Raw genomic sequence first — 19158 nt, 5'->3', positions numbered from 1 at the left:
GGGCAAAATGTCAGTATCGAGTGTTCGATGCTATCTGACGCAAGGAGTCATCATGGGAAGCAGTCTCAGTCAGAAACTTATTACCGCAGGGCTGTCGCTGGCCGCCGGTTTCGTGGCCGGAAAGGTCGCGGAGCTGGGGTGGAAGGCTGTGACCGGTCAGGCCGCACCTCAAGATGATGATGGCACGGCATCCTTGGTTTCCGTGGTCGCTTTTGCCGCGGTTTCTGCAGCTATCGCAGCGATCGCCCAGCGCGGCGTAGTGAACAAGACGAATAAGTGGTTTGCGCCGGTTGAGGGGGCCGTGCAGGTCCTTGACCAGATTCAGAATCCCGCTATCGAGGCCTGAGTTAGTCCGCACGCAGGTTTGGGAACAGTGGAAGGTAAGCCGATAGGTCGGTGCGTTGTCCCGAGGCCTGAAGCTGGTTGGCGTTGGAGGCCTCCTCCCACGTGAGTAGGCCGCAGGCAAGTTCCAGCCATGTGCGTGGCGACATTTCGATCACCGCCGGGGGAGTCCCTCGGCGGTGAGTTGTACCTGGAAGGATTTGTGTGGCACCGGCCGGAGGGACGCGGAGCTCGACGGCGCGACCGGGGTGAAGTTCGGCAATTTCTTCGAGCGTGTAGCGCACTGCGGTGAAGAGTATCTGTCGTGTAGCGCTTTCTGGGGCGCGGTACCACGTGAGGAGTGCGCTGTGGCCTTCTGCAGGATCAATACGCCGTTTTGCCATGTCGTCAGTCTAGGTCGCTTCGTCGTTGTTGGCGTGGAATTGCCCCATCCTGCCAGATCCGCTATTGTGGGGTGCCGAGGTAGCGTGTCCGAGCGGCCGAAGGTGCAGCACTCGAAATGCTGTGTGGTGTAACAGCCACCCAGGGTTCAAATCCCTGCGCTACCGCGTTTAGGCTTGTGGCCCCAACTGATGTTGGGGCCACAAGTTTTTTATAGGCTAGCTGTTTTCGTCTATCTGGCGGATAAAGTCGTCGGATGAAAGAACCTTGATCGAAAAACGCTCTCCCATTTCGCGGACAGCCTTGTCGTTGGTGACAATGTAGACCTCATGGAGGGGGAAAAGACCGTCTGCCTCGAGGGAGTCTTGGGTAAGTGCGTAAGCAACGATGATGGGGTCTGCTTTTCCTTTATTGCCATATAGATCTACTAGTCTCGTGTCACGTGTGGGAACTTGCTCCATTATTTTTATGAGATTCTGAAGGATCTGTGGCGTTATGCTCTTTTCAAGCTCCTTTAAAATGCTGATGTCTTCAGGATTGCCAGCTTCTTTAATGACAACGGAAGGTAAATGAGCGTAACTTCGAAAGAACTTCGTTGCCCTATATCTTGGCGCGAGTTTTGAAAGAGCGTTTGTATCGACAAAAAAGCAAGGTGTCGTGACGTTACTCAATGATCCCCCTAAGGTCTCCTATCTGCCGTCTATTTAGTTTGTTTAGACATCCGACGCGCAAAAACTCTTTTAACGAGAGACGTTTCGAGTCAAGCGCGGGTAGTAGCCGTCTAATTGTTTCGAACCCGGCGTATTTCAAAACGGCTTTTTCGGGCTGTGGAATTCGTGGGTGCGTTGCTGGCCGACTTATAAATTCTTGTTGCAGTTCATCTAAATATCTACTTGCTTGTTCGCGGGTTAGCTTTTTTAGATGAAGTGCTCTGACTGTTACAGCGCTGGGAGTCACTTTAAATTGGTCAGCGAGACGTTTAATTCCGTCTAGGTCGGTGTCTGGATCAATTTTCATTTCTGATTTAGGCATAAGGATGGTGCCAGTAAGGTTGTAGACATAACCAAAATCAGCACCTAGGCTCGATGCATCCCAGACAACAGGTCGGAACTCCTTTCGCGCGATCAGTACCGTCATGAGAATTAGAGTGAAGATTCTTCTTCCCACGGGTTCTTCGGAATTGTTTTCTTTCCCGCCGGCAAGAAAAATAAAGGGAACTTTCGTGTCATCAATCGTCATGCCACTGAAGTGAATATTTCGTAATTGCTGTGGCATGTAGTTTTGAACGCTCTGTGAGACTAATATCTGTTGTTCTCCTAGGCGGTTCAGAATTAGTTCCAGTGCTTTACTCTTGTTACTTGAGTTTCGTATTTCATCGTGTGTGAGGTGGAGAGCATCTAATAATTTTGCTGCATCGTGCTCGAGTCTTTTCGACGGTTTTTTGATTAGGCCACGAATCTTGTTCTCCGAGAGGTCGTCTGCGTACTTGCGCACATAGTGTTGTTTTTGAATCAAATCGCGGATGATAAGTTCAATCTGGGATAACTCGATAGTTTGTCGGGATCCTATGTTCAAGGTGTCCTTGCGAATGTGTTGGATGAGCTTCTTCTCTTTTTGCAAGATTTGTGACTTGACGAATGGAAGGGGCGAAAAGAATAAAGGAAGCGGTATCCAGGCTTTCTCTGCAAGTCTTTCGAGAACCTTGAAGTTTATTTTGCTTTTTTCTAGTGCCTTGCGTATTTCTGAATAATCCGCAATCACAGAATTTTCTGTGAGAAGTTGAAACACTTCGTAAGAGATTTGAACAGTCTCACCACCGATGTGTACATCTATGTACACGGTTCCTCCTGGGCTACTCGTTATTTCTAGAGATAACTGGCTCTGTGTCGAGGCTCATGTTCACTCTACTAAAACTGCTAGCGCTCGAGGGGTCTTTTCCTAAGGGAGCAAAGACGAAATCGGTACTTTGGAGGGACTACGCACCAATACTTTATAGATTTCCTCCAGGGGGCCTTAGATAAAACCTATCTCAGTAGCAGCGGCGTGACTTTGCACTCCTCGCCCAGCTTCATCTGAGCGATCGAACACTCATCGCGCATAACAACCAGACGTTCCAGCATCCGCTGGTGCACGGACCATGGATCGATCGTATTGAGGTAAATCCTTGTCCCGCCCTCAAAACCGGCGATTGTGGAGATCCTCCACTTGATCAAAATCCTCATGCGCATGGGGATCGACGAACTCGGGGGCCGGTAGTACCATTCCTCGTTACACGGAACCTCTGCACCCGTCGCCGCATGCATTGCGTGCACAAGGTCGCTGATGCCTCGTAATTGCTCAGGGGAGTACTCCCAGGGTTCAGCCGGCGCGTGAAGTGGCCAAATCGCCAAGGAGGGATAGCGATGCCCGAACCCAGCCATCGCCACAGCATGATCGTTTTGCGCCAAAATCAGCCCACGTGTCGCCGCAATCTTCAAGAGCTCGTCATAGATTCCCGGATAGGTCCGCACGCGCTCAATCTCGTCATGCGTCTGCGTCGAGAACTCATCAATCGCCACAAGCTGCTTATGCAGGTGATCAAAAGACGCACCCGCAGGCTTGAGCCAGTTCTGGAAAGCCACCACGTACTTCACAGCCGGATCCAAGTCGTACAGGTCCCGCATTGCCCGCACGGTCATTGACATGTACTGGAAGTGTTCCTCGGGAGTCAGCGTCCCAGCCGAAGCTAGCTGGGACGTGTCCTTTGCTCCATCAACGTAGTGACGTCGACCAACGATCAGATCGTGCCCGCCCGAAAAGAAACCATTCGCTTGGCTGAGCTTCTCGGAATCCGACAGTTCCTCAAACTCCTCGGCGCTCCCGCCCGAGGCCATGAAGCGTGCGCGCACCACGTGCATCACGTGGTCGTACCCCTGGGGCGAGGCAAGGTACTCCGCCATCCTGCGCCGCTCGGCCTCGGAAGGAACGTGGCCGTGATTGAGGTGCCAATAGTTATACGAAACGATCTCGAAAAGGTTGGGAATCCGCCGAAATTCCGCAACGGTATCTCTAAGTTCCTCAGCGCCGAGGCCGTGGAGAGTTTCCCATTCCCCTGCGTGTGTGCGGATCACGCGGGCTTTCTCTGGCGGAGTCTCAAGATAGCGCGCCGAGCAGAATGCGCAATGATGCCCATCGGCATCATGATCGATCAGGGGTGGCGTGGAACCGGGACGAGTCAGGGGACGATGAGCTCGACCGGGAACTGTCCACACTTCAGTTCCGGTCAGAAGATTTCGCTGTTTCACCGTGCCGTCGGCTAGACGGAGGATTGCCTCATCGCTTCCCGTGGGTAGTACAGCCATGCTTCTACTTTATTCCGAACGCCCTTCCGCGTCTGATGAACAGGAAAATTTCAGGCGGGCAGCCAGCCCTTTGCGCGCCTTCCCAGATCTTCAAGGAGGGCCGTTGCCTCCTGAGCGCGATCAGGCTGAACAAAGAGGTGATCGTGTCGGCGGCTGGCAATGAAATTCGCAGTAATTGAACGCGCAGCAAGGATCTGAGCAATCGATGCCGTGATTCCGATTGCAGCCAGCTCGGTCGAAGAACCCAAGTCAATTCGCGTGTACAGCTCATCGGGGTTGATTCCTGCTTCACGTGCGGCGTCTTCCTCGACAACCACGGTGTAGGAATCCTCGTCGCGGATCAGTGCAAAAATGTCGACGTTCTGGGGGATTTCGTCAACCAAGGAAAATACGTAAGTACCGCTGGGCGTGGGATCAAGAGAAGCAAGAACGCGATCAAGATCGGTCGAAGATGCATGTGTCATAGCTTCACGATAGCCCAGAGGTACCCACAAAATACGGCCCTGTCTCACATCGAAAAACGATATAAGTTGCGCCTGAAGCGAAAGTTTTACATCCGGTCCATGACATCGGGGTGCTTACCGGTGCGCCCCGATTCTCCGCGGTCCAGCGCGTCGATTCGAGCTATCTGCTCCGCAGTCAGCTCAAAGCCCGAAATATCAAGGTTTTCTGCTCGGCGTTCATGTGACGAGGCCTTGGGGAAGACGATGTCTCCCCGTTGAAGTGCCCAACGCAAAACTACCTGAGATTCGCGTGCGCCGACTTCGCGGGCAATCTCGATGATGCTTGGTTCGCTCAGGACAGTTCCTCGAGCAAGGGGAGCCCAGGCCTCGGTAATAATTCCATGCTCAGCGTTAAAACGGTGAAGCTCGCGGTTTGCGAAGTAGGGATGGGATTCGATTTGGTTAACAGCGGGCATGATGCGCCCCTGCTCAAGGATCGGGGCAAGGTGATGGGCCTCGAAATTAGAGACTCCGATAGAGCGCACAAGGCCCTCATCCACAAAGCTTTCCATTGCGCGCCAAGTCGGCATGATGTTGCCCCCGTAGAACATCGGAAGCGGCCAGTGGATCAAGAACAGGTCCAAGTAGTCCAGCTGCAAGTCCTCCAATGAGCGCTGAAGGCTCTCACGGGCAACATCAGGCTCGTGATTGGGATTATTGAGCTTAGAAGTGACGAAGATCTCCTCGCGAGCGAGAGAAGTGTCGGCCAGCGCACGGCCAACCTCGGCCTCGTTCCCGTACATCTGTGCAGTATCGATATGTCGGTATCCCAATTCGAGTGCATCGCGGACACCGTCATATGCGTCTTGACCGGTCAGTTTGTAGGTCCCAAAGCCAAATTGAGGAATAGAGGCTCCCGAATTCAAAGGCAGGAATGCAATTGACTGACCCATAGAAAACTCCGATACAAAAATGAATAAAATGCCAAAAAATTATGCCCTGAAACACATGATATGCCCCCGTGGTGGCGCTGCGACTTTCGCAGCTTCAAATTCAGGTCTTAAAGCGTGAAAATCCCTTATTTTCCGCGTGTGACAGCAGGAAAACCTCGTTAGACTTTTTGACGTAGTTAGGTATACCGCGGAGGTGGCTGTGGTTAAGAAGCGTGCAGAAGGCGAAAGCAGGGCGCGTGCGAATACGCGTTCACGCCTGGTTGACGCCGCCATTGAAATTCTGGTGGAGCGAGGTTTCGCAGGGACCAAGATCGACGAGGTCGTGGCCCGTGCCGGATTCACCCGCGGTGCTTTCTATTCGAATTATTCGAATATGGATGAGCTGTTGGAAGATGCATTTATTGCATACTCAACGCGGCTATTAACAGAAATGACGCAGGCCTTTGATTCAATCGAAGGGCCGCTCACTCTCGAACGCATTGTTGATACCCTCGACAGTCTTTCCGCGCAGGGGCGCACGGCGTATATCCTCCTGATGGAATACCGCCTGTACCAAATGCGTCACCCTGATGCAGATGGAATTCCTGGAAATCAGCGCAACGAGCTTGCCGATTTCGTGACCCAGATGCTCGAATCCGCTTTGGATCGTATGGGACGCCGCGCACTATTGCCCACCAACATCATGGGAGAGATCCTCTCGATCTTCTACCTCGAGGCTCTGGGTAGCGTCAATGACTCCGCCGAAGCCAATCAAATGCCGATCCGAAAGATCATCGACGTGATCGTCTTTGGATTCTCAGTTCCCAAGGACAGCGAAGAACCAGTCGTTCAGGGGCTCGAAGGTACCGACCGTGAGCAATTCCTTGCCGAGGCCGTGGATCCTTCGCGTGAAAAGCTGATTCCCTTGGTCCGTCAGGCACTTGCACATAGCTGAGGTAGCGGCTCGAAAAAGCTGAGGTAATACGTGTTGAGGGGGTACGCCACGGTGCGTACCCCCTCAAGCTATAGCTGCCGAAGTGTCAAGCGTTCTACTTCAGATCGCTTGGCCACCACTGCAGGTTTGTGACTCGACAGGTCAGTGCCCGACCGGGAAGGTCTGCCTCACTCTTCCAGTCTTTCGAACCACCCGGAGTGACATCGGGGACCTTGACAATGCTGGTTGCAGTATCTGTTGTGCCCTCGAGGGTGTAGGTGATCGTCAAAGTCAGATCGGCCTTCGTCTTTGTCTTTTGAGCAAATTCAGGCCCCTTGAATTGATCGATCGTGCCGCTGAGACGAACGTGGTTGCCATCCGCTTCACACTTGATCGTCCCGTTTTCGGTGCGTGCGCTCACGCGTGAGTAATCCAGAGAGGCGGTCAGCGCCGAGTATTTCTCACCGCAGACGTTTCGAACGCTCTTTTCATTGGGGTCGATCATCTTCAGCTGCTTGAGGAGCTGGTCGATCTTCTCTCGAGTGCCTGTTGAGTCAGCGTTCACGGAATCGCACCAGGGTTTCACCTGCTTCTCTGCGAGCTTCGTCTGTGCCTCGTCGACCTGTTCCTGGAGGGTCTGCGCCTGCTGTTCCAACTGCGCAGATTCATTCTCCAATGAGTGGTACCTGTTCAAGGCGACCATATTCTGCGTGAAAGTCACCAGCGCAAAGACCAATGATGCAGCGCAGATAATCGAAGTGATCAGGAATAAGCGCTTCGATGAAGCGCTCTTGGGTGCAGCTGCCTTCTGCTGTCCTGCTTCAGCCTGGCTTCCCTCTGTCGAGGCCTGCGCTTGGGCGGTGCTTGCTACCTGTCCCTGATTCGGAATCTGGGGTCCGTTCATGCTCACTTGCCTGCCTCCCCGAGCTGCTTATTCAACGTATCGACTTGCTTTTGCAATTCGTTGACGGACTGACGTGCTGGTTCAAGCTCCACATTGACCGTGTTGGCTCGCGCATTATTACGTGATGATGCGCCAAGGAAAAGGAAGCCAAGAACGATGAAAAGAACGCTCAGCACAGTGAAGATGATGGCCCAAGTCTTTTGCTTATTGCGAGGTTTCTTCGGAGCCTGAGGCTTCTTTGGCTTTGCGGGAGCCATTGGAGAAGCGGGGATGGTTGATGCCGTCGCCGGAGCGCCCGTGTAACTGGCAGGACGTGGGGGGAACCCTCCCGTCGTGGGAGCGCCCGTGTAACTTGCAGGACGCGGAGGGAATCCTGGCGTGGCAGCAGGTGCATTCTGTGCGGGTTGCTGGCTTGGATATGTGCCTAGTGTTCCTCCCTGAACGGGCGGATAGCCACCCTGTTGCGCTTGGTAGTACGCCTGAGCAGAGCCGCTATTTGCTGCAAGAGGACTTTGGGGAACAGCGCTGTACGAGGATGAAGTTGTCGTTACTGGACGCTGGGGCGCTGATGCCTGTGTGGCGCCCTGAGCTACCTGGGTGTTATTCGTCCACTGCATCCCATCCCACCACCGCAATTGTGAGGGATTTGAGGGATCGCTGTACCAACCCGCTTGGGGATTTGTCATGGAGGGATCCTTCCGTATTTGTCCTTTTATTGAACGGTAACATGCTGGACGGTATCTGTAAGAATTCTGGGTGCAATGCGATTGGATGCGTGGGTGTATTCACACTCCACGCCCATCTTGCGTCCCTTTTTAGCTATTTGACCACTACCCTTAGACCTATGGCCCAATTCCTCGCACAGAACCATCTTTTGACGATTTTCCTGGTTGTCGGACTGGGCGCTTTTCTAGGCGCGATCCGCTTTGGGCCGCTGCGTTTCGGTGCAGCCGGTGCACTGTTTGTGGGCCTACTTGTCTCTGCTTATTCACCCCAAGCCGGTCAGGGGACCGCGATCATCCAACAGATCGGCCTGGCATTCTTCGTCTACACCGTTGGTATCGCCGCCGGTTCCACTTTCTTTTCCGACCTTCGCAAACAGACCTCACTTTTGGGGTCGGCCGCAATCATCTGTGTTGTCGGCGCAGTCGTCGCCACGATCGGAGGACATTTCCTGGGACTGGGCAAAGGCCTCGTAACCGGGCTCTACACAGGTGCGCTGACCGCTGCGCCGGCGCTGGATGCAGCGACGCGAGTCAGCGGCGATCCTCAGGCAGCAGTTGGCTATGCCTTTGGTTACCCCATCGGCGTGATTGTCGGAATCGTTGTTGTCACCATGACTGTGACGCGAAAGTGGTTGGGGGAGAAGGACACTCCATCGCTCGCGGGTGCTGGCCTCGACGCCGTTACTGTTCGGGTGGACCGCCCGATCTTGACACGAAAGATCACGGCCTGGCGTGAGGGACGCGTACGTATGTCCTACCTCCAACGCGAAGGTCGCACCCGCGTCTTAATCCCCGGCGAAGAACTTCGCACCGGCGATCTTGTTGTTCTCGTCGGTGGGACCTCCGCCATTGCCGAGGTCGTCGAGCAGCTGGGAACGCAGGTTTCCGACCACTTGGCTGATGACCGCTCCGATGTTGCCTTTGAACGAATTGTTGTGTCGAGTCCCGATGTCGCGGGACGAGCAATCGTTGAGCTCAATCTGCCCACCCGTTTCGGTGCAACTATTACCCGAGTGCGTCGTGGTGATCTCGACCTCTTGGCGCGCGACGACCTCAAGCTCAATCTGGGTGATCATGCGGCAGTCGTTGTGCCGCAGGAAGAACTTGATAACGTTCAGAGCTTCTTGGGTGACTCGGAACGCCGCGTCAGTGAAGTTGATGGAATGGCCTTCGGTATCGGCATGGTTCTGGGCATGGCCTTGGGGGCGATCCCCTTCCCGATGTTTGGTGGGGCAACCTTCCAGCTGGGATCTGCGGCCGGACCTCTGATTGTCGGAATGCTACTGGGGGCACTCCGCCGAACCGGACCTCTGGTATGGACGCTTTCCGCCTCAGCGAATATCACGATTCGCTCCGTAGGACTGATGCTGTTCCTGGCTGCTTTGGGCTTAAATGCGGGGCCCGAACTTGTTGATCTTATGCTGCGTCCGGAGGGCTGGAAGGCAGCGATACTAGCGACGATCATCGTAGCGGTGTGCTGCGCCGCTCAGGCGATTGCCGGCCGATATCTGGGATTGTCTGCGCCGCGAACCGCGGGGGCTGTTGCAGGTTTCTTGGGGCAGCCGGCGGTTTTGCAAGCGGCAGATGCGCGTGTTGCTGATGAGCGTATCGAGGCCGCTTACGCGACATTGTTCGCCTTCGCGATCATCGTCAAAATTTTCTTGGTGCCATTTATCTGGACACTGTGAGCTAAGGAGTAACTCATGGCAACACCGGATTTTGTTCTGGAATTACGTCGGCACGTGGGGCACTCCATGCTGTGGCTTTCAGGTTGCACCGCTGTCGTCTTACGAGGCCGTGATGGAGCTGCGATTAATTGGCGCTCTCCCATCGACCCCTCCTCGGTTGAGGTACTTGTTGTTCAGCGCGCCGATAATCACGCGTGGACACCGGTGACGGGAATTATCGATCCGGGTGAAGAGCCGGCTCAGGCCGCGTGCCGAGAAATCCTCGAAGAGACTGCATGTCAGGCACGAGCCATGCGCTTGCTGAGCGTTGAAGTCGTTGGTCCGGTTACCTATGAAAATGGCGATCAGACGACTTACCTGGACGTAGCCTTTGCGTGTGAATGGCTCAGCGGGGATCCCTTCCCCGCAGATGGTGAGAACACCCAGACGATGTTCGTACCGGGGGATCAGGTCCCGCAGATGAATGACCGATTCACTCGGACTATTGCGCGGGCGTTCAGTGGTGAGCAGGAGGCTGATTTCCGGCGCTAATACTTCGCCACATGTCTTGTGACAGGCTTTAGTCAAAAGTGGGGGGCCGGGGAGTTTGTGAACTCCCCGGCCCCCCACGGCCGTAAATACGGATGGCCTTTTCTGTCCAGAGCGTATCCGCTCAGGCGCCAAGCCAGTAGGATGCCAGAACCTTGCGCAGCCCCAGAAGGTCTGCGACATGGCTCATTTCGCGAGCCGAGTGCATAGAGAGCAGGCCAACGCCCACATCCACTGTTTCAATACCCAGTCGGGTTGCGGTGATCGGGCCAATTGTCGTTCCGCACGGAGAGGCGTTATTCGACACGAAGTTCTGTGTCGGAACTCCTGCCGCCTCGCAAGCACGCTTCCACAGAGCCATTCCGACCCCGTTGGTTGCATAGCGCTGCTTGGCATTGATCTTGAGGATGGGGCCTCGGCCCATGACCGGGTGATGTGAAGGGTCGTGAACCTCGGGGTAGTTCGGGTGAATCGAGTGCGCGGCATCGGCACTCACGCATGTCGAGGAGGCGATCATTCGCGCGTAACCATCTTCATCGCGACCCAAGGCGAAGGCGGTGCGACGCAGAACGTCTTCAAGAATCGGACCAGCTGCTCCCGTGCGAGACTCGGAACCGACCTCTTCGTGGTCAAAGCATGAGAAAACAAGGATGTCACCGTCTGAGGGGAGTCCCTGGCGAGCAAGGTCTTCAAGCGCACACAGTCCGGGGTGAACCGACGAGAGATTGTCCTGGCGTCCCGAAGCGACGAACTGCGAATCCGCGCCGAAGGTGACAGGTCCCTGCGAAGGAACACAGATCAGATCGAAAGAGACCACGTCATTCGCATTATCCAAGCCTGCGGCCTGCGCGATGGTATCCATAAGCGATGTATCGGGAGTGTCGACCGTCCATACCGGGTGCAGGTGCTTCTGGGGGTCGAGGTGTAGAGATTCGTTAACACCGCGGTTGAGGTGGATTGCCAGCTGGGGAATGCGGGCTAGCGGAGCGGTGCGAACCAGGATTTCTTCTCCCGAGGCCAAAATCAGACGGCCTGCAACGCAAAGTTCGCGGTCCAGCCAGGAATTCATGATCATTCCGCCGTAGACCTCGACCTCGATTTGTCCCCAGCCATCAGCCGTTGTCGTCTGAGGTGAGGGCTTGAGGGTGAAAGCGGGGGAATCTGTGTGTGCTCCAACGATCCTGAAACCGGCAGTGTCGCTGATATTCTCGGGAACTACCCATGCCATGACAGCACCTCCGCGAACCATCACGTGTCCGCCGGGAGTTGCATCCCATGCCGCTGTTTCGTCTTGGCGCGCGAAACCGAGGTTTTCCAAGCGCTGCGCAACGAGATGTGCAGCGTGGTAAGGGGTTGGGGAATCTGCAAGGAAATGGACGTAGTCCAAAGTGTTTGCGTCGAGTTCGGGATGATCCGATTCAAGTCGTGGTGTCATGCATCCATCCTACGCTGCACGTTTCGTTCACGAAGGTGTGCTCATTTGTGCAGAACGTAAAAACGACCATTTTGATCGTTTTGCCCACTAGTGCGAGAAATGTGAGCTGACAGTCATTCAACTTTGATCATTATGGTGGGTGATCTTGTTGTCAGATCGTATCACTTCGTATTAATTCGGTGAAAATCTGTCCGGTTTATTTGGGCATTTGCGCAGGTCAGAGGCTAGTTTTATTGTTGCGAGGGTGATAAATTAAAAGGGTGATTACACAAAGCAATGAGACTCTCCTCGATGAGAGCGAATCTGAGCTTTGGCACGCGTGGAGTTCTGTGACACGTGCTGTTCAAAGCACGTTAGGTTCGGAAATTAGTAAAAGTGCACCTCTTGCTCTGATTGAGTTTGAGATGCTTGACGAGCTTGCTAACGGTGAGCAGCCCATGCGTTCTGGCGAGCTGGGTGCGCTGGTCTCGTTGACACGTTCGGGAACTAGCCGTGCAATCTCTCGCCTTGCGGCGAAGGGATTCATTATCAAAGAAGGATCGTCGACGGATCGGCGTTCTGTCCTTGTGTGCATTACACCTGAAGGGCGTCAGGCCTATGAGGCCGCAAATGGCGTCTTCGCAAGCGCAGTGCGCAATGGGCTTCTTGGCGCGGTAGAAGGCGATGATCGCGATACCCTGCTCAGAATCCTCAACGTCATCTCAGATACGCTTCTTTAAACAGGAAAGGTGGGACAGTGAGTGCTGTCCCACCTCCCACATACGGGTCTTACGGGGTCAGAAAGACTTCCGGTAGACGTTGGTTTCGCGCTGAAGGAAACCAACCCGACGGTAGAGGCGGTTCGCCGCCTCTCTCGTCGGCCGAGATGTGAGATCAACTGTCTTAGCACCCAGCTCCCGAGCGTGCTCAACTGCGGCATCAACAAGGCTCTGTCCCACGCCTTGACCGCGTGCGGCCTGATCGGTAACGACATCTTCGACCCATGCTCGGCGGCCAGTTGGAATATCGAAAACGACCAGCGAGAGCATTCCCAAAATCCGGTCATTCTCATCCAGTGCGCACACCAAGTGCAGGCACTCCTGAGCCAGAAGCTTCTGGATTTCTTCGCGCGACAAAGGCCGTGCGGAAGAGGAAAGTTGCGGAAGCAGACGGTCAAAGGCCTCGTGAACCTTTTCGATCGTCGATGAGTTACATTCGCCGAGGATCTCGATACGCATGGGTGCTCCTTATCAATGCGTTATACAGGCCATAAGTATGCCACTGAGGATAGTTATTATCCGACGCTCACGAGGTCCGACTCAAGGTGACACTTGAGTGCTGAGCAATCAAGCCGCGTGATTCAGTGAACGGATGGTCGATATGGATGGTGTCGCGGGCGCGGGCAGTACCGGTTTTACCGGCGTATTTCCCGCCTGCTTGCTCGGCTGCCCCGATGCTGCTCCCGCGAAAGTAACTTCGAGTTCCTTAGCAGGCGACTGAGCTGCAGAGTGTGCTTGAGTCTGGGACTCATGACGGGTGACCTTGGCGCTCTGGTCCTGTGCGGGTGCGAAGACATAGCGGCTCTGTGCCGAGTAAGAAACCAGGTACATGGTCGTGTCAGCGATGATCTTCGCGATCCACAGCGGCATTCCGATTCCAGTCAGTACTGCAAGCATCGTGTACGACCCGGCGACCACGGCGATGGCAAGCGCGGCATAACGGAGGGCGCTGCGACGCAAGGGAACTCCCGTGGCCTCGAAAACGCGACGGTTCATTGCGAAATTCACCGAAGCGCTCACCATACGAGCGGCAACAACCGGGAAGAAGAGAGCTCCAGTGAGGGCATTCAAGACAAGGACCAGCACGTAGTCAATGACGGTTGCAACACCAGAAGAAGCAGCGAACTTCAGGAGCGGTGCCCAAATCCGAGCCGAATCTTGCAAGGGACGGAAGTGGGAGGTCGGATTCCCGGCCTCGTAAATCGTCTCAATCGGGATTTGGGTCACCGGATGACGGAACTTCGCCAGGTGCAAAAGGACGCGGAGCTCGTACTCGTAACGATCCCCCTGAACTTCGAGCAGCTCGGGAAGCAAGGCCACCGGGAATGCGCGCAACCCGGTCTGTGTGTCCTTGAGCTTCCAGCCCGTTGCGAGCCAGAACAAAGCTGAAGTTGCGGTGTTGCCGATCCGGGAACGAGCGGGGACATGCCCAACGAATTCGCGAACGCCCAGAACGCTTTTACCGGTATCTGTGCACGTTCGACCGACGCGGAAAATGTCGTTGAGCGTGTGCTGCCCATCCGCATCCGCGGTCACTACGCACTCTGGCGAGTCACCTGCAACATCACGGATCCAGGTGAAACCTTCCCGAAGCGCATAGCCCTTACCGCGGTTGTGCTCATAAGAGATCACGTGTGCACCTGCGGTGGCTGAGGCCTCGAAAATATCACTGAACTTCTGGCCTGAACCGTCGTCAACGACGACGATCTTCGTTGAAGGATCTGCGCGATGCAGCTCAAGGATGAGACGCGGCAATCGTGCGTCCGGTTGGTAAGCGGGGATTAACACGTACATCGCTCATGCTCCCTTCGTGATGTAGATGATGTCGGAGGTAGCGCGTTCGCCACCGTTAGAGGGGTTATTGACGACCTGGCCGTTGAACCACATTTCAGAGGAGCCACCGCCGTCGAGGTTGTAAGCGGTCTTTGCTCCCAGGCTTTGCATGATTTCTGCAAGTCCGCTCATCGTTACGCCGCTAGACGTGCGAGAGCGTCCATCCACAACCACGAAGACAAAGTGGTTGTCGTCGATGATGCCGATCGCGGTTCGCGGCTGCTTGCCCTGGATGGAGTGGTTACCGAAGTTGGTATCGATCTCCAGGTTGTCGATTCCGCTGATGACCTGGCCGTCCTGCAAAAGAGCCGGACCGAAGGAGAGTGTTTGCCACACGCCCTCGTTGACCAGGGTTTGAGCGTTGGTTTGAGTTTCGTCGTAGACCTTCATCGTGCCGTCCTTGTAGATGGCCAGGCCCTGACGTGCACCGCTGTCGCGGTAGATTGTGCCGTTTCGGATCACAATGCCAGTTGAGCGGAAACCGTAGTAGTCGCCGTTGATGGCAAAGACCGCGTTATTGTCGGTTGCAATCGAGGAGACCAGATCCGTGATATTTGCGCCGAACTGGTCGTTTGCGAAAGCGGAACGAAGAGCGGTCGCATCAGAGAGCTGAACATCCGCTACGTAGTATGTGACACCGTTGTTTTGAACCTGCTTGACAGAAATCTTGGTGTTTCCGTTCGTGTAGGTGTCCGAGGTTGTGGTCGCGGTATCGGTATTCAAGGAAGTGCTCTGCGCGTTGCCCTGTGAGGCCTCGTAAGAAGAGGCGCTGGTAACTTCAACGTGATCGATCACGTAGCGGTTGAGGGCCCAAGCAGTGGTTCCACCCAATGCCAGCGTGATTGCGGTTGCGCCCGCGATGATTCCGTTGCGCAGTCCCTTGCGGCGGCGCTTCGCAGGGCGGGTGCGTGTGGGCTTAGTGCGGTGCGCCGAGGCCGAGGAACCTACCGTGCTGGAGGCCTGGGTCTGGGCGGTGGCTGCCTGTGCCTGCTGGCGAGCAGCGAGGGTGCGTGCAAGATCATCGGCCGAAGGAGTAGCCGGCTGGGGAAGGTTGTTCGTGTTCATGGCTACAGAATCCACTGGCGGATTCTGTAGGGATTAAGGACAAGCTGTGTGTGACCTGTGGAGCGTGAGCGTAAAAACAGTGATCCCGCGGAAGTTCATTCCGCGGGATCAAAGTAGTTAATGAGCAATGCTATGCGCGCGAACGGCGACGGAGCATCATACCGGTCGCCCCTGCTGCTGCAGCGCCCACAAGGAAGAGCGCGCCTGCGGCACCGGTCTTCGCCAATTGAGGCCCAAAAGTCGGGGTTGAAGGAGTTGGCGTGGGTGCCGGCGGGGTGGGTTGTGGATCGGCCTTAAAGGTGAAGCGCGTGACGTAAGGGTGTGACTCGCTGCTTGTGTACTTCAAAGCATGCTCCATGAGCGGTGCCTCAGCCCAACCAGCCGAGGGACCGGTCATGGGGAAAGTCCATGCGGCGCTATATGCAGTCGTTGGAGGGCATTCCGGTGCGGGCGGGTCAAACACTGTTCCTTGGACGGGAAGCGGCTCTGCAGGTTTGAGCTGGTCGTAATCGCCCATCGTTGGTGGGCAAGCAGGGGAGGGGGTGCCTGGGCGGACAATGACCCCAAGCTGCTTTTCGATATCGACTGAGACCAGCCCTTGAGTCTGATGCTCAATTGTGTAATCGGTGTCAGGCTCCGCCGAATCGGCAAATGCAATCTTCTTGATCGTGATGACAGCCTCACCTTGAAGCTTTGACATCGCGGCCTTCAGAGCCTCGATGGTTGTAATGGCCTCGGGATCATTGACGTCGACTGTCACACGTGCTGTCTGGCCGTCAATGGCCACGGTCTTTGCCGTGAAGCCTTCGGGAATGCCGCTGATGGAGATGGCAGAAGGATCAGCAAATTTCAGCTGCTCAGGAAGAGTGATTTGCGTGGTGAAGCCCAGATGCGCGTTCTTCAGCACCATCTCATCGAAAGCCGCGGGAGATTCCTCGTACTTTTGCAGGAGGGTTGCAATACGCCCGCCCTGAAGATTGTTCAGGTGGATAACGTTTTCAATGGTCAGAAGAGACTGCTTATTCTCAGCCTGGATCGTTTCCTTCTGTGCTGGTGCAGCGTCATCAGCGCTGATCTTGAAGTCGGTGTCGACCGTTGGATCATCGCCGTTGACCGGAAGGTCGCCGAAAACCTTCTTGTACTTGTAGTAGCCAGTCATGCGGTCTGTCGACAGCTCTGAGGAAACAAACTCGTAGTCGGGGATCCCGGCAGCCTGGAAGAAGTTCGGACCAGTCTGAGGGGCCTTAAGGTCAGCTCCGGTCTCTGCGTCCACCCAACGTGTCGTCCGCTGTGGCGCGTTCGAGAAGCAGTCTGTGGGTGTGGATGCGATTGGATTTGATGCGACTGCAGATGTGAAGACTTTGCTGGGGGTATCGCCACCCGTATAGAACTTCACAGTTGCTGCGCTGGTGACTTGCTCTTGAGCGATCCGTGCTGCATCTGCTGCATTATTTGCACCGACTGCATAGGGGATCTTGATCGTGATGGTATGCCCAAGAGGATTGCTCTTCTCGGATGTATAGGTGGTGTACAGTCCCTGCCAATCAGTCTGCGTCAAATGAAGATTGACCTTCATTTCGGTTTTCTCTGAATTGGGAGACATCCACCAGTTCGAAATAAGAGAAGAAGAATTTGTGACGGTTCCGGGACCAACCTGTGTCCCCTGAGGAACAGAGACCGTGAAGGTGATGTCGGGGTTCTGAGCCCCCGCTGCGTGCGGGCTCTGTCCTGCTGCGGCTGCGGCCTGCATCTCGTCCTGGAAATTGGCAAGGAGAGTGACAACGGGAATCGTCAGGTTTACGGTTCCGTGGTAGGTCGCAATGACAGGGTTGGTGTTGCAGACAGTGACTGCGTCAGCCGTGACGTTTTGAGAGATCGAGAATGCTTGATCCTGGGCGTGCGCGTCGCGTGGACCCGCGAGCGCCGTACCACCGGTTATTAAAGCCGCAACAGCAGCCGTGGCTAACACAGCATTTCGAGTTCGTATCATCCTTCTACCTTGTCGTTATCTCAGGAACTGCTCTTGTGTGAGATGGGGTCTCAATGGATTCAAAAACGTATCTATTTTGAGTCTAGTTACGCAGTGAACTTTAAACAAGAATCCAGCGTATGTGAAGGTGATGAAGAAGTGAAGAACTATGCGACTTTCGTGAGCAAAACCGCGCATTCCATATGATTCGTATGGGGGAACATGTCGAAGAGGCGCGCTTCTTGGAGCCTGTAGGAATTCATGAGCCGAAGATCGCTGACCAGCGAATTTGGATAACAGGACGAGTAAATCACCGTGGGAATGTCGCTCTGATTAATCCACTGAGCAAGCTCTGTTCCAATTCCGCGCCGTGGTGGGTTGACGACGATGGCCTCGGGATAATGATCCTGATCCTGTGCGAAAGCCCACTCCTGTGCATCAGCGGCCACCAGGCTCACGCGCTCACTCACCCCGAGCTCTTCAGAGGTTTCCCGAGCGGAGGCAATGGCCTCGGGCGAAATCTCAACACCGCTGACGCGCTCAACTCCGCCAAGTGCCGCGTGCAGTGCGAAGCCACCCACTCCGCAGTAGAGATCCCACAGTGAGGTGGCGCCACTTTCGTGCGCCCACTGAGCGACCTGGCGATAGAGCTGCGAGGCTACTGTCGTATTGGTTTGCGAAAACGAGCGCGGTCCCAGGTGAAGTTCAACATCGCCAACAAGCATGGGCAGTGTTTGCTGTTCAGAAATGACGATTTCTTCATCGCCTTCAACCAGCGCGGCGTGTGCGGGCAGGATATTAACGGTGATGACCTGGGCCGCAGGAATGAGCGAGTGCAGCAGCGACAGTTTTGAACGCAGTAGGGCTAGGTCGCGCTTTGAGCGCATGACGAAGCGGATCATCAGTGCGTCATCACTTCCCTGCGTGACCAGGATGTGCTTGAGTTCGCCGCTCCTGCGCGCAATATCGTAGGGCTCCAAGTGGAGCTCGCGGATGAATGCTTTCAGTGGTTCGATCGTCGAGGCGATGACCTCGGTGTGCGCAATGCAGTGGGGGAGGTCTACTCCTGCGTAGTTGGGCGCGCTTCCTGTGATTCCCAAAGTTGGGTGCTCGGCACTTCCGCCGACCGCAAATTTCGCTTTGCTTCGGTAGTGCTCAGGCACCGATGCAGCGGCGGGTAGCCATTTCATTTGCGAGGCCTGTGGCAGAGTTGCCAGTAGTTCGCCGGCTTCTTTTTGGCGCTGAGCAAGCTGGATGTCATAGGGAGTGGGCATGAGGGGGCACGAATGGCATTCCCCGCTTGTTAAATGTACGCACTCCATCGCTTCATCTTGGCATCTTGGAAGTGTCTTCGCCACAACGAATAGGTCTGTTGAGCGTAAGTGAGGGAATGTGTTCGGCCTTGGTGGCGTTAAGATTTCGCCATGACTGAGAACCCGACTGATCGCGTGTCCAACGAACCGACGGAGGTTCCCGTGGGTGCGCTCGCGGCGGGCGAAACCATGCGTATCGATACATGGCTGTGGGCAACCCGCCACGTGAAGTCACGTTCGCAGGCAACCTCAGCTGCTCGTGCCGGTCACGTGAAAATTAACGGTGAATCGGTGAAGGCTGCGCAGAAAGTGCGCGTGGGCGATGAAGTTCGTCTGCGAGTAGAGGGCTTTGACCGTGTTCTTATCGTTCGCAAGCTCCTTGCGAAACGACTGGGTTATCCCTTCGCGAAACTGTGCTACGAGGATCTCAGTGAGCCGAGGCCTCGGCTGGGGGTCGCCTTCGCCCAGCGAGAACGCGGTAGTGGGCGTCCGACTAAGAAAGAGCGTCGGGATATGGAGAAATTTCGTGGAATGAATTCCGATTTTTCCGCGGATTTTCAATGGTAA

Annotated in this window: 20 protein-coding genes and 1 tRNA gene; 7 read left to right on the top strand and 14 right to left on the bottom strand. The window is 55.3% G+C overall.

Features of this window, described 5'->3' with window-relative positions; all coding sequences use genetic code 11:
- Nucleotides 1–52 precede the first annotated feature (52 nt).
- On the top strand, nucleotides 53–346 hold the full coding sequence (locus HGAS_RS03740) for a DUF4235 domain-containing protein (RefSeq protein ID WP_019126542.1): 294 nt from the start codon (nucleotides 53–55) through the stop codon (nucleotides 344–346).
- A gap of 1 nt (nucleotide 347) precedes the next feature.
- Here the strand turns inward: HGAS_RS03740 and HGAS_RS03735 are convergent, their stop codons facing one another.
- Entirely contained in the window at nucleotides 348–725 is a 378-nt protein-coding gene (locus HGAS_RS03735; protein ID WP_019126541.1) for a sterol carrier family protein, read from the bottom strand.
- 78 nt (nucleotides 726–803) lie between these two features.
- Here HGAS_RS03735 and HGAS_RS08805 point away from each other — a divergent pair.
- A tRNA-Ser gene (locus HGAS_RS08805) sits at nucleotides 804–890 on the top strand.
- 51 nt (nucleotides 891–941) lie between these two features.
- Here HGAS_RS08805 and HGAS_RS03730 read toward each other — a convergent pair.
- From HGAS_RS03730 to HGAS_RS03710, 5 genes are all read right to left on the bottom strand, one after another.
- The gene (locus HGAS_RS03730) at nucleotides 942–1394 is read right to left on the bottom strand and encodes a hypothetical protein (RefSeq protein ID WP_019126540.1); all 453 of its coding nucleotides are present in this window, start codon (nucleotides 1392–1394) and stop codon (nucleotides 942–944) included.
- Entirely contained in the window at nucleotides 1387–2562 is a 1176-nt protein-coding gene (locus tag HGAS_RS03725; RefSeq protein ID WP_019126539.1) for a hypothetical protein, read from the bottom strand. Before HGAS_RS03725 ends, HGAS_RS03730 begins: the two co-directional genes overlap by 8 nt.
- Nucleotides 2563–2747: 185 nt before the next feature.
- Entirely contained in the window at nucleotides 2748–4064 is a 1317-nt protein-coding gene (locus tag HGAS_RS03720; RefSeq protein ID WP_019126538.1) for a DUF4921 family protein, read from the bottom strand.
- A gap of 50 nt (nucleotides 4065–4114) precedes the next feature.
- Nucleotides 4115–4528: an ACT domain-containing protein gene (locus tag HGAS_RS03715; protein WP_009408711.1), complete on the bottom strand. Its 414-nt coding sequence runs from the start codon at nucleotides 4526–4528 to the stop codon at nucleotides 4115–4117.
- 86 nt (nucleotides 4529–4614) lie between these two features.
- Nucleotides 4615–5460, bottom strand: a complete 846-nt coding sequence (locus HGAS_RS03710; RefSeq protein WP_019126537.1) for an aldo/keto reductase — start codon at nucleotides 5458–5460, stop codon at nucleotides 4615–4617.
- A 199-nt stretch (nucleotides 5461–5659) separates the two neighbouring features.
- On the opposite strand from HGAS_RS03710, the gene HGAS_RS03705 reads away from it, so the two are divergent.
- On the top strand, nucleotides 5660–6394 hold the full coding sequence (locus HGAS_RS03705) for a TetR/AcrR family transcriptional regulator (RefSeq protein ID WP_019126536.1): 735 nt from the start codon (nucleotides 5660–5662) through the stop codon (nucleotides 6392–6394).
- Between the two features lie 94 nt (nucleotides 6395–6488).
- On the opposite strand, the gene HGAS_RS03700 is transcribed toward HGAS_RS03705, so the two are convergent.
- Both HGAS_RS03700 and HGAS_RS03695 read right to left on the bottom strand, forming a co-directional pair.
- A complete protein-coding gene (locus tag HGAS_RS03700; protein WP_034233838.1) occupies nucleotides 6489–7277 on the bottom strand; it encodes a hypothetical protein in 789 nt (262 codons plus the stop codon).
- A 2-nt stretch (nucleotides 7278–7279) separates the two neighbouring features.
- The gene (locus HGAS_RS03695; protein ID WP_019126534.1) at nucleotides 7280–7963 is read right to left on the bottom strand and encodes a DUF2510 domain-containing protein; all 684 of its coding nucleotides are present in this window, start codon (nucleotides 7961–7963) and stop codon (nucleotides 7280–7282) included.
- A gap of 158 nt (nucleotides 7964–8121) precedes the next feature.
- On the opposite strand from HGAS_RS03695, the gene HGAS_RS03690 reads away from it, so the two are divergent.
- Entirely contained in the window at nucleotides 8122–9690 is a 1569-nt protein-coding gene (locus HGAS_RS03690; protein ID WP_019126533.1) for an aspartate:alanine exchanger family transporter, read from the top strand.
- A gap of 15 nt (nucleotides 9691–9705) precedes the next feature.
- On the top strand, nucleotides 9706–10221 hold the full coding sequence (locus HGAS_RS03685; protein ID WP_019126532.1) for an NUDIX hydrolase: 516 nt from the start codon (nucleotides 9706–9708) through the stop codon (nucleotides 10219–10221).
- Between the two features lie 121 nt (nucleotides 10222–10342).
- Here HGAS_RS03685 and HGAS_RS03680 read toward each other — a convergent pair whose 3' ends face one another.
- A complete protein-coding gene (locus HGAS_RS03680) occupies nucleotides 10343–11653 on the bottom strand; it encodes a M18 family aminopeptidase (RefSeq protein WP_019126531.1) in 1311 nt (436 codons plus the stop codon).
- A gap of 329 nt (nucleotides 11654–11982) precedes the next feature.
- On the opposite strand from HGAS_RS03680, the gene HGAS_RS08635 reads away from it, so the two are divergent.
- Nucleotides 11983–12372, top strand: a complete 390-nt coding sequence (locus HGAS_RS08635) for a MarR family winged helix-turn-helix transcriptional regulator (RefSeq protein ID WP_158661890.1) — start codon at nucleotides 11983–11985, stop codon at nucleotides 12370–12372.
- Between the two features lie 57 nt (nucleotides 12373–12429).
- On the opposite strand, the gene HGAS_RS03670 is transcribed toward HGAS_RS08635, so the two are convergent.
- From HGAS_RS03670 to HGAS_RS03650, 5 genes are all read right to left on the bottom strand, one after another.
- On the bottom strand, nucleotides 12430–12870 hold the full coding sequence (locus HGAS_RS03670; protein WP_019126529.1) for a GNAT family N-acetyltransferase: 441 nt from the start codon (nucleotides 12868–12870) through the stop codon (nucleotides 12430–12432).
- A 108-nt stretch (nucleotides 12871–12978) separates the two neighbouring features.
- On the bottom strand, nucleotides 12979–14205 hold the full coding sequence (locus tag HGAS_RS03665) for a bifunctional glycosyltransferase family 2/GtrA family protein (RefSeq protein ID WP_019126528.1): 1227 nt from the start codon (nucleotides 14203–14205) through the stop codon (nucleotides 12979–12981).
- A gap of 3 nt (nucleotides 14206–14208) precedes the next feature.
- Nucleotides 14209–15324 (bottom strand): phosphodiester glycosidase family protein, encoded by a 1116-nt coding sequence (locus tag HGAS_RS03660; protein ID WP_233993696.1) that lies wholly within the window; start codon nucleotides 15322–15324, stop codon nucleotides 14209–14211.
- Between the two features lie 115 nt (nucleotides 15325–15439).
- A complete protein-coding gene (locus HGAS_RS03655) occupies nucleotides 15440–17299 on the bottom strand; it encodes a hypothetical protein (protein WP_026066614.1) in 1860 nt (619 codons plus the stop codon).
- Nucleotides 17300–17445: 146 nt separating this feature from the next.
- Complete coding sequence (locus HGAS_RS03650; RefSeq protein WP_019126525.1) at nucleotides 17446–18552, bottom strand: methyltransferase domain-containing protein; 1107 nt, start codon at nucleotides 18550–18552, stop codon at nucleotides 17446–17448.
- Nucleotides 18553–18702: 150 nt separating this feature from the next.
- Between HGAS_RS03650 and HGAS_RS03645 the strand changes: the two genes are divergently transcribed.
- A complete protein-coding gene (locus HGAS_RS03645) occupies nucleotides 18703–19158 on the top strand; it encodes an RNA-binding S4 domain-containing protein (RefSeq protein WP_019126524.1) in 456 nt (151 codons plus the stop codon).

The organism is Actinomyces sp. ph3, from assembly GCF_000308055.1.
GTDB lineage: Bacteria > Actinomycetota > Actinomycetes > Actinomycetales > Actinomycetaceae > Pauljensenia.
This window is presented reverse-complemented; position numbering and strand designations above follow the sequence as displayed.

What these genes read in the sequence shown, in the direction of transcription:
- HGAS_RS03710 (WP_019126537.1), bottom strand. Translation starts at nt 5,460, where the DNA reads ATGGGTCAGTCAATTGCATTCCTGCCTTTGAATTCGGGAGCCTCTATT.
- HGAS_RS03695 (WP_019126534.1), bottom strand. Translation starts at nt 7,963, where the DNA reads ATGACAAATCCCCAAGCGGGTTGGTACAGCGATCCCTCAAATCCCTCA.
- HGAS_RS03650 (WP_019126525.1), bottom strand. Translation starts at nt 18,552, where the DNA reads ATGCCCACTCCCTATGACATCCAGCTTGCTCAGCGCCAAAAAGAAGCC.
- HGAS_RS03715 (WP_009408711.1), bottom strand. Translation starts at nt 4,528, where the DNA reads ATGACACATGCATCTTCGACCGATCTTGATCGCGTTCTTGCTTCTCTT.
- HGAS_RS03655 (WP_026066614.1), bottom strand. Translation starts at nt 17,299, where the DNA reads ATGATACGAACTCGAAATGCTGTGTTAGCCACGGCTGCTGTTGCGGCT.
- HGAS_RS03645 (WP_019126524.1), top strand. Translation starts at nt 18,703, where the DNA reads ATGACTGAGAACCCGACTGATCGCGTGTCCAACGAACCGACGGAGGTT.
- HGAS_RS03670 (WP_019126529.1), bottom strand. Translation starts at nt 12,870, where the DNA reads ATGCGTATCGAGATCCTCGGCGAATGTAACTCATCGACGATCGAAAAG.
- HGAS_RS03680 (WP_019126531.1), bottom strand. Translation starts at nt 11,653, where the DNA reads ATGACACCACGACTTGAATCGGATCATCCCGAACTCGACGCAAACACT.
- HGAS_RS03690 (WP_019126533.1), top strand. Translation starts at nt 8,122, where the DNA reads ATGGCCCAATTCCTCGCACAGAACCATCTTTTGACGATTTTCCTGGTT.
- HGAS_RS03735 (WP_019126541.1), bottom strand. Translation starts at nt 725, where the DNA reads ATGGCAAAACGGCGTATTGATCCTGCAGAAGGCCACAGCGCACTCCTC.
- HGAS_RS03740 (WP_019126542.1), top strand. Translation starts at nt 53, where the DNA reads ATGGGAAGCAGTCTCAGTCAGAAACTTATTACCGCAGGGCTGTCGCTG.
- HGAS_RS03665 (WP_019126528.1), bottom strand. Translation starts at nt 14,205, where the DNA reads ATGTACGTGTTAATCCCCGCTTACCAACCGGACGCACGATTGCCGCGT.
- HGAS_RS03685 (WP_019126532.1), top strand. Translation starts at nt 9,706, where the DNA reads ATGGCAACACCGGATTTTGTTCTGGAATTACGTCGGCACGTGGGGCAC.
- HGAS_RS03700 (WP_034233838.1), bottom strand. Translation starts at nt 7,277, where the DNA reads ATGAACGGACCCCAGATTCCGAATCAGGGACAGGTAGCAAGCACCGCC.
- HGAS_RS03720 (WP_019126538.1), bottom strand. Translation starts at nt 4,064, where the DNA reads ATGGCTGTACTACCCACGGGAAGCGATGAGGCAATCCTCCGTCTAGCC.